Origin of the sequence: Nonlabens sp. (assembly GCF_051251825.1) — a bacterium.
Classification (GTDB): domain Bacteria; phylum Bacteroidota; class Bacteroidia; order Flavobacteriales; family Flavobacteriaceae; genus Nonlabens.
In genome coordinates this window covers 210,283-222,900 of record NZ_JBPOGG010000002.1, presented here as the reverse complement: position 1 = coordinate 222,900, position 12,618 = coordinate 210,283, and the positions used below count along the sequence as shown (strand labels likewise).

Here is a 12,618-nt window from a genome sequence, read left to right as displayed (position 1 = left end):
ATAAAGAAGTATTGAATCAATTTGATGACATAAGGTTTTTTAATGATGCAGAGGTGAATATCGCACTACAAAGTGCTGTGCGCCATCCCATGATTAAAACATTATTTCAATATACGTTTCCAGATAAACCTTATGATGAGGTGAAAGAAATTGTATTGAACTGTAAGTCTATCAACGACTTCCAGCGTGATGTGATCAGAAAGAGTGTTGCTCGTATTTTAAGAGAAAGCTCAGCAGGATTAACGACGTCTGGTTTTGAAGATTTAGATAAAAATCAACCTTATTTATATATTTCTAACCATCGAGACATTATTCTTGATACCTGTTTATTAAATGTAAAGCTATTTGACCACGATTTAATAAGAACGGCAAGTGCTATAGGAGATAACCTAGTCCAGCGACCGTTTGTAAATGCACTAAGTAGGTTAACACGTAATTTTATAGTGAAAAGAGGCGCTGGTCCTCGTGAGACTTTACTGAGTAGTAAAAAACTAAGTGAGTATATAAAGACATTACTACATGAAGAGAAAAGTAGTGTATGGATTGCGCAGCGTCAAGGAAGAACTAAAGATGGAAATGATGTAACTGAGCAAGGTGTGCTTAAGATGATAGGTCTTGCTGCAGGTAAACAACCTATTCACGAATATTTAAATAGTCTTAAGATTGTTCCTGTGAGCATTTCTTATGAATATGATCCTACAGATATATTAAAAGTTCCAGAGTTACTTGCTAAAGCTGCCGAAGAAGAATATATCAAGTCTGAAAATGAGGATTTCAACAGTATTCTCAAAGGCGCGCTAGGTCAGAAAAAACACATTCACATAGCCGCTGGGAAACCTTTTACGTTTAAAAATGAAACAGGTTCTGGGACGAATCAATTATTACAACACATAGTAAATGAACTGGATGATACCATTCAAGCAAACTATAAATTGTGGCCTACTAATTATGCTGCATATGATCTCGTTAACAATTCAAAAAAATACAACACATATTATACAGAGCATGATATAGCGCACTTTGAAAGAAGATTGCGCATGCGAGTAAACGTAGAAGATGAAAAAGCCGTTGAAAGCTTTTTAATGATGTATGCGAGACCTGTTTTTAATAAAGAGAAACTAGCCGTCATCGATGAAGCCTAAAATTCTCCTCATATACACAGGTGGAACAATAGGAATGATTAAAGATCCAGAAACTGGTGCTCTACGATCATTTGATTTCACAAAATTACTTTATCATATTCCAGAATTGAAACATCTCGATTGCGAGATTGAAACTACTTCTTTTGAAGAGCCCATCGACTCGTCAGACATGGATTTGAATCACTGGCGTGTGCTAGGTGATATTATAAATGCTAAATATGATGATTACCATGGATTTGTAGTTCTTCATGGTAGTGATACAATGTCACATACCGGAAGTGCTCTTAGTTTCATGTTTGAGAATCTCACTAAGCCAGTCATTTTAACTGGATCGCAATTGCCCATAGGAGATTTGCGTACAGACGCAAAAGAGAACCTTATTACAAGTATTCAACTTGCCTCAGAATGGGAGAATAATGCGCCTATTATTAAAGAAGTCTGTATTTATTTTGAATACCAATTATATAGAGCAAATCGTACGGCCAAAATGAATGCAGAACATTTTGAAGCATTCAGTTCACCTAATTATCCGCCGCTGGCGATTAGTGGTGTGCACTTAAATATCGATCAAGGATTGTTATGGAAAGGTGGATTTGATGATATCGCTCTTGCGAAGAGTTATATAGACCAGCCACATCCTTTAAAAATGATGTATCGTCCAGAAATGGATTCACGAGTAGTCGTTTTAAAGCTGTTTCCTGGTATCACAGAAGCCGTTGTAAAAGCAATATGTACCGTAAAAGATTTAAAAGGAATCATACTAGAAACTTACGGTAGTGGAAACGCACCTACGTCGCCATGGTTTATTGCCGTTTTAAGAGAAGCATTGTTAAGCGGTATCAAGATTGTAAACGTTACACAGTGTCGCGGTGGAGCCGTGGATATGGGAAAATATGAAACAAGCGTAGCTTTAAAAAAGATAGGAATGGTATCTGGATTTGATATTACTACTGAGGCTGCGTTATCTAAAATGATGTACTTACTCGCATACATGCCAGAGAGTGGAGATTTCAAGAAATATTTTGAAACTTCCCTACGTGGAGAAATAAGTGTTTAAATATTACTTGGGTCGCGGATTATTTTTTTGTAATCTTGCGCACAATTAGAGAGGTGGCCGAGTGGTCGAAGGCGCACGCCTGGAAAGCGTGTAAACGGCAACGTTTCGAGGGTTCGAATCCCTTCCTCTCTGCAAAAGGAAATCTAAAACTGCTTTTTTGCAGTTTTAGATTCTAATAAAAAAGGGAGCACAAGCTTAGCTTGATTGCTCCTTTTTTTATTAGAATCACACCACTGACTATTTCAGTCAGTGGTGTGATTTCTATGATTGTTTAAGAAACCTTTTTGGGATCAATTTGTTAATCCCTTCCTCTCTGCAAAGAAAACCTTACATCTGCTATTTAGCTGATGTAAGGTTTTTGCTTTATAATCACTATTAGAAAATAGATCTTATTAGTAGTATGGATGATGTGAATGACGCTTTCGCGAAAGCGTAACAAAATTACTCCTTCAACATATCAACTGTAGCAATAGTTCTAAATCCTAAGTGATCACTTCCAGAATCCTTGCTCGTACTCATTCTAGCGCTAACGCGGTAACTGGCGCAATAGGATGCGTGACATAAATAAGAGCCGCCTTTCATAATCATCTCAACTTGATAAGGATTTTGTGGATTATAATAACTCGTTGCACCCATAGGATTGATAACAGGCTTGCTGGTGTCTAGCTGTCTGTAATAATCATGATTATAAATATCTGCGGTCCATTCCCAAACGTTTCCAGCCATATCATAAAAACCTAGGTCATTTGCAGGATAGGATTTTACAGGTGCGATAAATTTAAAGCCGTCTATTCCCGTATTTTCAGTCGGGAACGTTCCTTCCCAAGTGTTAGACTGCTGGCTTAATAAATTGCGATCGTTTCCCCAAGTAAAAATTTGGTTGGTTTGAGTTCCTTGAGCAGCGCTTTCCCATTGCGCCTCAGTAGGTAGTTTACGGTTTGCCCATTTACAGTATGCAAGTGCATCTTCATAAGCAACGTGTACAGCTGGGAAATTTTCTTTACCTTTTATCGAGCTGCCAGGACCATACGGTTGTCTCCAGTTGGCTCCTGTTTTCCAAGTCCACCATTGTGTATAATTATCCATGTTAACTACGGCATTTACCTCTTTATTAAATATTAAGGAACCAGGTTGAAGGACTTCATCTGGTGGTTTAGGCGTTCCCTCAGGTAGTTCTTTTTTCATTTCTTCCCAGTCTATAGGTCGCTCTGCGACAGTAATGTATTGCGTGGCATCTACAAATTTGCTAAACTGGTCGTTTGTAACCTCGGTTGCATCCATGAAAAAGCCATCTACTAGAACTTTATGTCCTGGCTGTTCGCGTGGCATTGCCATAGGGTCATTATCTTTTGCTCCTTGAATAAACTCTTTTCCAGGTACCCAAATCATTCCTGCTGGCACTACGATATCTTGAGGTTTTTCAACTAATAGTTGATAGGATTCCTTTTTCTCCACTGGTACAGTTGGGATTTCTTCTTTTTTGTCTTTTGAATTACAAGAAGATAGCACTGAGAGAGCAGCTAGAAGAATAAGAAATTTGTAGGATTTGAACATTAGATTAGGTTACTGAGTTGAATTTAAATGTATATTAGCAATATAGCTATTTTAAGAATATCCAAATTTAGTGAACACTTTTAGATCCATTTTATTTTGTTTTTTAGGAATGTTGCCATTCATATCCTTAGGGCAAACATCTTCCTTATTTAAATCTATTGAAGGAGCAAGTACTGCTTCTCAATCCATATGTTATGCGGTTGTACAAGAGAAATCGGGTATGATATGGATTGCTACTGAAGAAGGCGTGCTTTCACACAATTCTATAGATTTTAAAACTTACAATAGTAATAATGGATTAGATCCTGAACTCTCTGATAGGATCACTACCTTATTTATAGATCTAAATGATCAACTTTACATAGGAACTGAAACTGGTCTAGGAATTTATAATTCTCATCTCGATCAATTTCAAAAAGTTGCTGCGAGAAATGACAACAATCCATCGTTAATTACTAAGATTATAAAATCAGAAGATGGTAGAATTTTTGTTGCTGCATTTAATGGGTTGTGGACCCAATCTGGAGTCGATGAACCTCTAGAGCGTGTTGGAGATTTTAAACAAATTAATTTTATAGAAAACACTAAAAGTGGAGTTCTAGTGGCTCATCAAAACAAGGTAACCCTAGTTCCGTATTCCATGAAAATGGAGGATGTTATAGATTTTCCAGTGCCATTAAATCAGTCTGTGACTGCCATAGGAAGAATAGGGCAAAAACTCATCGCAGGAACAGATTCTGGACAATTGTTTGAATTCGATCCAAATTCAGAAGTTGTATTCCAGCCGTTAGGAAATTTCAAGAACAAGATTAAGGATATTTTATTATTTAATGAGAACACCATCTATCTGGCAACAGATGGAAATGGACTTTTTAAACTAGGTGAAGATTGGTCTATTCAACAGCATTTTAGAGATGATGATAGTAGTCTAGAATACATTGCTAGTAATGGTGTTTATGATATTGAAAAAGGGATTAATGATGAGATATGGATTGCAACCTATGGAGGCGGCATTTCTAAATTAAGCACCAGCGGTGTAGCGTTTACTAATCATAAACATAGAAATAGCGATGAAAATAGTATTGCTAGTGACCTTACAAGAGCTATAGTCCAGGATGGAGTTGGGAATATTTGGTTCGGTACAAAGAAAGGAATTAGTATCTGGCATAGAAAAAATAACACCTGGAGACATTTACCGAGTCTTAAAAAGAATAGCCCAGAATTTAGCATAGTCCTGGCGCTAGAAAAAAGAGGTAATGATATTTATGTGGGTACCTTTAATCATGGTTTATTTAAAATCCAGATTACCGACTTAAAAGTTCAAAGTCTTAATGATGAAGTTGTATCGCAAGGAGCAGCAAAAAGTGTTTACAGTATTTTAAGCACAGATTCTCAAACCATATGGATAGCAGGATTACAAGGAGAGCTTGCGAGACTAGAAAATGACGTAGTTGTAAAAACATTACCGATTCAAAATATAAGAAAACTAGTGCGTTTTGATACGCATTATATTCTTGCTGTAGGTCGTAAAGGTGCTTTTAAAATCGATATTAGAGATAACAGTTTTAGTTTGTTAGACGCCGTGGCAAATAAAACGGAGGATATCAATTACTCTACACTTAATGATGTAATTAAATTTAACGACCTATTACTGTTTGCTAGTAATGGTGAAGGCATACTTATTTATGATTTAAATAATGAATCTGTTAGAACCCTAGGAATAGAAGAAGGACTACCGTCAGATAATATCCAATCGATTATTTCAATTAAGGAAAACGAATTTTGGGTAGCAACAACCAGAGGACTTGCTCATGTCATTAAAAGCGATAATGGTCAACAGATTTTTGTTTATAATGAAAGTGATGGTCTAGCAAGTACTGAATTTAATTATGGAAGCTCTGCTATTTTAGATGATGGCAAGCTCATTGCTTTTGGTGGAACTAATGGTGTTTCAATCTTCAATCCTTTAAATATTAAAACCACGGGTCCAGTACCTTATTTAAAATTAATAGATGTTGAGGTTTTCAATGAAAGATTGGTTCCTGGCACAAAAGAGTTGCCAGAATCTCTAGATCAAATATCCAAAATTGAATTATCCAGTGATCAAACATCCATTGAGCTTTCTTATATAGGTGTATTACATTCTGCTCCAGAGCAAGTAACCTATTCGCACAGACTCAAAGGTTTTGATGATAAATGGTCTTTACCTACAACCCAAAACTTCCAGTCGTTTACTAACTTAGGATCCGGTGATTATGTGTTTGAGGTAAAAGCGCTTAATAAATACAAGGAATCTAGTCCAGTGCGAGCTGTAGCTATTAAAATTGCTACGCCATGGTATGCCACTAGAGTTGCGGTGTTACTTTACTTATTTGCATTGTTAGCAATTGTTTACGGCGTTATCCATTTTACTAGAGTTATGGTTAGAAAACGTAATGCAGACGAGCAAATCGCATTCTTTAACAACGTGACGCACGAGATTAAAACACCACTTACTATACTTATGTCCTCGCTAGATAAAGTAACAAGTGACATAGCAGATACTGATGAATCTAAAAAAAGAATAAAGACTACTGTTAAAAGAATCAATTCGTTATTTGAGCAAATGCTTAATTTCCATAAAGTAACCTCAGAGAATAGCATCACCCAACATGTCACACAACTGCAGGTAGATAAACATATTACAAATTTGACAGAAAGCTTTGCACCTCTTACCGAAGAGCGCAACATAAGGATAAATGTCAATTCTCGATTAACAAATCCAGTATTCCATCATGATAGAGATATCCTAGATAAAGTCATTCTTAACCTCATATCAAATGCGATTAAATATTCAAATGCGCAGAGCGAGATAAACGTAGATCTTTCAAATACGCAAGACAAGCAACTTCAAGTAAAAATTACCGATCACGGTATAGGTATTCCCCAAGAGCAACAAAAACACATTCTCAAAAAGTATTACAGAGCTAGAAACGTCATTAACAGTCAGCGTCCAGGAACTGGATTAGGGCTTGTGATGGTTAAAAAATTACTCGATAAAACTGGTGGATCGATTTCATTTGTAAGTGAGGAAAATGTAGGAACTGCTTTTACAGTAGTGCTCCATGATCTTAAAAAATTGTATGAAGAAAAAGAAATTCAGAAGATTCATAACATAAATGCATCTACTGAGGATTTTGATTTACTTCAACTTGAAGTAGGTAATTTAAGTGATGCAAAAATCTTAGTTTGTGAGGATAATGATGAGTTACGTAATCTTATGGTTAGTGCTCTCGGGAATTATTTTCAAGTTTTTGAAGCTATAAATGGTCAGCAAGGTTTAGAAATGGCATTACAGCATTATCCTGATATCATACTTACAGATTTAATCATGCCCGAGATGGATGGAATGCAAATGGCACGCCAGCTCAAAGCAGACATCAATTTGAATCACATTCCTGTGTTTATGCTCACGGTTCTGCAGAACTCAAGTCAGAAACTAGAGAGCATCGAGAGTGGTGTGTCTGAGTACATAGAGAAACCTATTGATATGAAAATCTTACTTGCTAAGATTGTGAACACACTTAATTTTCAAACTCAGTTGCGTAAAAAATACCGTCAGGAACAAGACTCTGATACGGCTGCGGTATTTAAAAATAAACAAGATCAAGAGTTCCTTGAAAAACTAGAAAGTAATATCGTAGAGCATCTAGGAGATGAGTCCTTTTCAGTTCACGATTTATCGGGAAGTATGGGCATGAGCCGTACATCGTTATATATGAAATTAAAAAATCTTGTAGATCTTTCTCCGCAGGATTTCATCATTCATACTAAGCTTAAAGTTGCAAAAAAATTACTCATTGAAGGCGAGATGAGTATTAAAGAAGTAGCGTACCAGAGCGGATTTTCTAACCCTAAATATTTCAGTACCTCATTCAAAAAGTTCTACAATTTGACACCATCTGGATTCCTAGATAGTCTTAAAAAGTAGTATTTTAACATAATTACGCTTTCGCGAAAGCGTAATAACTATAACCTTTTCGATATTACAACCACTTGAAAATAAACATGTTGACTATAAGCAAACCTATTGTGATATATATTTATGTCGCAAACGATTGTTAAAATTTAAATTGCTATCAATTAACTAATGACTCATGAAAAAACTCTTGTACATTTTACTGTTATTAATTCCAGCTCTTACATGGGCACAAGGAACAATCACAGGAACCGTTTTTGACGAAGAAAATGAACCGCTTTTAGGAGCTTCAATATCTCTAGAAGGATCAACTACTGGTGTAGTCTCTGATTTGGATGGGAGATTTACACTCAATGTGGAGAGCTTCCCAGCAACTATCGTTGTTTCTTATCTAGGATATACACCTAAATCTATTCCAGTAACTCAAACTACTGACGTAGTGGTAACACTAGTTCCTACTGCAGAGAGCTTGAATCAAATCGTCGTAATAGGATATGGTGAAGTTCAAAAAGGAGAACTTACTGGTGCTGTAGGTAGTGTAAAACCACCTCAAAATGCGGTAAACGTAAATAATTCTGTTGAGGATTTGATACAAGGTCGTGTTGCAGGTGTTCAAGTAATATCAACGGGTAACGAGCCAGGTGCGCCAGTCTCTATTAAGATACGTGGATTAAATAGTCTTACGGGAAATACTGAGCCGTTATATGTAATTGATGGTATTATAGTAGATAGTGCGACTGAGGACACACTGGATCCTTTATCTGGTGGTAGTAGTTATCTAGCGCCTCAAGGTGGAATTGCAGGAATTAATCCTCGTGATATAGAAAGTATTGAGATTTTAAAGGATGCTAGTGCAACAGCAATTTATGGATCTCGTGGATCAAATGGTGTTATTCTTATTACTACTAAAAAAGGAGAAGCTGGTGAGGCTCGTTTTTCTTACGACATGACTACTACTGTAGGTCAGATCACGAGAGATATCGATGTTTTAAATGCAAATCAATATGCTAATTATATAAATGATGTGCAGGACGCACAAGGTTTCCAGCAAAGTTATTATACATATCCAGATGGATCAATAGCACAATTTGATACTGATGAGCAATTCATGATTGATAATGCAGATACTATCGAGCGTCTAGATCCTATCAACTGGAGCGATGATATATATAGAACTACGGTGACTACTAATCATAGAATATCTGCACGCGGTGGATCTGAAACGAGTAAATACTTCATTGCTGCTGGTTATATTAATAATGAAGGGTTAATTCCTAATGCTTATGCGCGCAGCACAGATTTTGTGGCTAATCTTAGTAATGAATTAAATAGTAAATTATCACTTGACACTAAGTTTGCTGCAACGTTCTCAAAGAACTCTGCATCAAAAGGAACAGATAACCTAGCGGGAACAAATAATAATATTATCCGTCAAATAGTAAATGGAGTTCCTTTTCAAAATTTTGAGGATAATAATGAAGGACTCGATAATGCTGATGCGCTGGATGGACCACGTGCTTGGTTAAAAGAATACGATGATCTATCAGATGATTTCCGTGTATTAGGAGCAGCAAAATTAGACTATGAAATATCAGACATGTTTACATGGCGCACTAGAGTAGGTGTTGATTACAGGTATAAGCAACGTAAGATTTGGTACGGAACGGGACTTTTCAGAGGAAATCAAGCAAACGGTGAGGCTGGAATCAGTGATTTAAAGAGATTCCGTTATAACATTGATAATACATTAATGTTTAAAAAGAAATTCAATAGAGATCATAAGTTGAATGGTACTGCAGGTTTTGTTATTGATCAAAGTCAAATTCAAAGAACTTCAAATCAAGCCTCAAATTTTGCAAACGAAGATTTAAGAGCTGATGGTATTTCTTTTGGTCAAGTTATTAACCCTACGTTTTACGATAAACAAAGAGAAACGATACTTTCATTTTTAGGTCGTGTTAACTATACATTCAAGAATAAGTACTTATTTACAGCAACCTATAGAGCAGATGGTAGTAGCAAGTTTGCAGAAGGTAATCGTTTCGGTCACTTTCCTTCTCTTGCGCTAGCATGGAAAATGGATCGTGAAAAATGGTTGAAGAATGTAGAAAGTCTTTCTAATTTAAAGTTCAGAACTAGTTGGGGAATAACTGGTAATCAAGCGATTCCTAACTATAGATATTTAGCGCCGTATGGAGCAACGGCATCTCCTTATTCAGATGCAGACGGTGGAGCAGCGATTGGTTTAATACCTACTAATCTTGCAAACCCAGATATCGTGTGGGAAGAGACTAGACAATTTAATGTAGGTGTTGATTTTGGATTCTTAAATGAGCGTATTACTGGTTCTGTAGATGTATTCAAAAAGGATATATCTAACTTACTTCTTAATCTTGAAATTGCTCCTTCTACTGGATTTTCAAATTTTGTAACAAATAATGGAGGACTTGAAAACAAAGGAATCGAATTTGCATTAAGTGCAGATATTATAGATACAGAAGATTGGAAATGGAATGTATACGGAAATATAGCGCATGTAAGAAATAAAATTACTGATCTAGGAAGACCTAATGGGACATTTGGAACTGAAAATGCTCCTGGTTATTTAGGAAGACAAATTTCAGGTGGTAATTTCTTTAAGGCACCTGCAAATATCTTCTTAGAAGGAAGACAAGCAGCATTGTTTTATGGTTTTGCAACAGACGGTATTATATCTGATGCTGACGAGCTTGCAAATGCGCCATCTTTTAGAGGTCAAGCAGCTCAATTAGGAGATGTCGCATTAGTAGATCAAAATGGCGATGGTGATATTACTGATGAAGATTATACAATCATAGGAAACCCTAATCCAGATTTTACCTATGGGTTTGGTTCTAGTGTAAGCTACAAGCAAGTTTCTTTAAGCATGTTCTTTAATGGTGTTCAAGGAAACGAAATTGCAAATGGAAACTTACTAAGAGAAGCTTATGCAGATACTAGAAGTAGTAATATAAGAACTGAAGCTTACAATAATGCATGGTCTGTAGATAATCCAGATGGATCATATCCACGTATAGGTTATGATTTAGCGCCAGATACAGGTCTTACGGATCGTATTATTGAAGATGGAAGTTTCTTAAGATTGAGCTATGTAACGCTAGGTTGGGATGTTCCTACAGATAAATTTAAGTTTATTGATGGTGCTTATCTTTCAGTCTCTGGACAGAATTTATTACTATTTACAAAATACAGCGGATTTGATCCTGAAGTAAATAGCTTTGCATCTGATCCAGGAAGAGTAGGGCTAGACTGGCAGTCTTTCCCTAACCAAAGATCTTACTCTGTTTCTTTAAACATAACTTTTTAAAAAACTATAACTATGAAATATTTAATCAAATTATTCATGCTTTTAACTGTTGTAACAGTTATAGCAAGTTGTGAAGATATTCTAGAGGAGACTCCACCTACTCAATTGAGTGAGGAACAAGTTTTTGCAACTGAATCTGGAGTAGAAGCAGCACTTAATGGAATGTATCAAAACTTTGCAGAAGGTGCTTATCACGGATCTGCGATGCATGGTCTAATTGCACCTATATCTGGGAAGTTCTTTTCAAATCAAGGAGCTAGTGTAGATGCTACAAGTTTAAACTGCTTGCCTAATAATACTTGGTTAGAAAGAATGTGGCCAGCACAGTACACTACAATTAATTCTGCAAATGTTATTATTCAAAATATAGAAAGTAGTGACTTAGCTAATAGAGATACTTCGCTAGGACAAGCTTATTTTATTAGAGCGGCTACTTATTTTGATCTAGTAAGATGGTTTGGGGATGTTCCTTTACCATTAGTGCCGTCGACTACTGCAACTTTAAATCTTCCACGTACAGATAAAGCACTTGTTTATGCTCAGATTATTGAGGATTTTGAACAAGCAAAATTATTACTTCCAGACGCTGGAGAATATCTAGTAGATAGACCTATTAAATGGGCGGCTTATGCTTACTTAGGTAAAGTTTATATGCAAATGGCAGGTGAAGATGGTGGTAACCCAGCATTATGGCAAAATGCTTATGATGAAACTTTTCCAGTATATCAAAAATATACACTGACTACTACTTATGCTGAGCTATTTGATGAAAATAATGAAAACACAAGTGAGTCTATTTTTGAAATTCAATATGGAGAAAATGGAGCAGTACGTAACTCTGATGTTGTAAGATTCTATACTCCTAAAAATAGTCTATTTGCTCCGGCAACTGCAACTACTTTTGGTCGTGTGAGACCTAACAAAGAAGTTTATGATCAACATATTAATCAGTATCCTACAGATCCTAGATTAGACGCAACGTTTGTAGCAGATAGTTATGTAAAGACTAACGGGTCTACTCAAACTATTTATCCAACACGTACTAACGGAAATGATGGGTTCACGGTATTGAGAAAATACTTTGACAGCAATTTCAATGGTACAACGTCTAGTCGTAATTTCATTAAATTCAGATATGCAGACGTTCTTTTAATGCTTGCTGAAATTGAAAATGAATTGAATGGACCAGCAAACGCTTATCAATATGTAAACGAAGTGCTTTTAAGAGCTCGTACTACAACCGCTGGTGTTGTCGCTGAGCCTGCAGATTTTGCTGGACTTACTCAAGACACTTTTAGAACAAGAATTTTAAGAGAGCGCCAGTACGAAATGTTAGGTGAAGGACACGAGTGGTTTGATACTCGCCGTCGTGGATATACCTACTTTCTTGAAGAAGTAGTAAATACTCATAACAACTTTACTAATCTAGGAAACAAGGATTTCACCTATCCTACAGATCCTAAAAATATGAGATTGCCTATTCCTTCATCTGAGATTAATGGAAACCAGGCAATAGACCAATCAGAACAAAACCCAGGTTACTAAAAAAACAGCTTAACAG

6 protein-coding genes and 1 tRNA gene are annotated in these 12,618 nt (G+C 36.2%); 6 read left to right on the top strand and 1 reads right to left on the bottom strand.

All coding sequences use genetic code 11. The features are described from left to right. Nucleotides 1-11 precede the first annotated feature (11 nt). From ACSHWW_RS03440 to ACSHWW_RS03430, 3 genes are all read left to right on the top strand, one after another. Nucleotides 12-1,142, top strand: a complete 1,131-nt coding sequence (locus ACSHWW_RS03440) for a 1-acyl-sn-glycerol-3-phosphate acyltransferase (RefSeq protein ID WP_435681019.1) — start codon at nucleotides 12-14, stop codon at nucleotides 1,140-1,142. Beyond that, the gene (locus ACSHWW_RS03435) at nucleotides 1,132-2,199 is read left to right on the top strand and encodes an asparaginase (protein ID WP_435681018.1); all 1,068 of its coding nucleotides are present in this window, start codon (nucleotides 1,132-1,134) and stop codon (nucleotides 2,197-2,199) included. Before ACSHWW_RS03440 ends, ACSHWW_RS03435 begins: the two co-directional genes overlap by 11 nt. A 47-nt stretch (nucleotides 2,200-2,246) precedes the next feature. Then, a tRNA-Ser gene (locus tag ACSHWW_RS03430) sits at nucleotides 2,247-2,331 on the top strand. Between the two features lie 309 nt (nucleotides 2,332-2,640). On the opposite strand, the gene ACSHWW_RS03425 is transcribed toward ACSHWW_RS03430, so the two are convergent. Beyond that, nucleotides 2,641-3,753 (bottom strand): formylglycine-generating enzyme family protein, encoded by a 1,113-nt coding sequence (locus ACSHWW_RS03425; RefSeq protein ID WP_435681017.1) that lies wholly within the window; start codon nucleotides 3,751-3,753, stop codon nucleotides 2,641-2,643. Nucleotides 3,754-3,862: 109 nt separating this feature from the next. Here ACSHWW_RS03425 and ACSHWW_RS03420 point away from each other — a divergent pair, with 109 nt between their 5' ends. From ACSHWW_RS03420 to ACSHWW_RS03410, 3 genes are all read left to right on the top strand, one after another. Beyond that, nucleotides 3,863-7,723 carry an ATP-binding protein gene (locus tag ACSHWW_RS03420; protein WP_435681016.1) on the top strand — a complete coding sequence of 1,287 codons (3,861 nt, stop codon included), beginning with the start codon at nucleotides 3,863-3,865 and terminating at the stop codon, nucleotides 7,721-7,723. Between the two features lie 166 nt (nucleotides 7,724-7,889). Next, nucleotides 7,890-11,057: a SusC/RagA family TonB-linked outer membrane protein gene (locus ACSHWW_RS03415; protein WP_435681015.1), complete on the top strand. Its 3,168-nt coding sequence runs from the start codon at nucleotides 7,890-7,892 to the stop codon at nucleotides 11,055-11,057. Between the two features lie 12 nt (nucleotides 11,058-11,069). Further along, entirely contained in the window at nucleotides 11,070-12,602 is a 1,533-nt protein-coding gene (locus ACSHWW_RS03410) for a RagB/SusD family nutrient uptake outer membrane protein (RefSeq protein WP_435681014.1), read from the top strand. The last annotated feature ends 16 nt before the right edge of the window (nucleotides 12,603-12,618 follow it).

Bases quoted from the DNA above. Each gene is read 5' to 3' on its own strand.
- ACSHWW_RS03425 (WP_435681017.1), bottom strand. From the start codon at position 3,753: ATGTTCAAATCCTACAAATTTCTTATTCTTCTAGCTGCTCTCTCAGTG.
- ACSHWW_RS03420 (WP_435681016.1), top strand. From the start codon at position 3,863: ATGTTGCCATTCATATCCTTAGGGCAAACATCTTCCTTATTTAAATCT.
- ACSHWW_RS03415 (WP_435681015.1), top strand. From the start codon at position 7,890: ATGAAAAAACTCTTGTACATTTTACTGTTATTAATTCCAGCTCTTACA.
- ACSHWW_RS03435 (WP_435681018.1), top strand. From the start codon at position 1,132: ATGAAGCCTAAAATTCTCCTCATATACACAGGTGGAACAATAGGAATG.
- ACSHWW_RS03410 (WP_435681014.1), top strand. From the start codon at position 11,070: ATGAAATATTTAATCAAATTATTCATGCTTTTAACTGTTGTAACAGTT.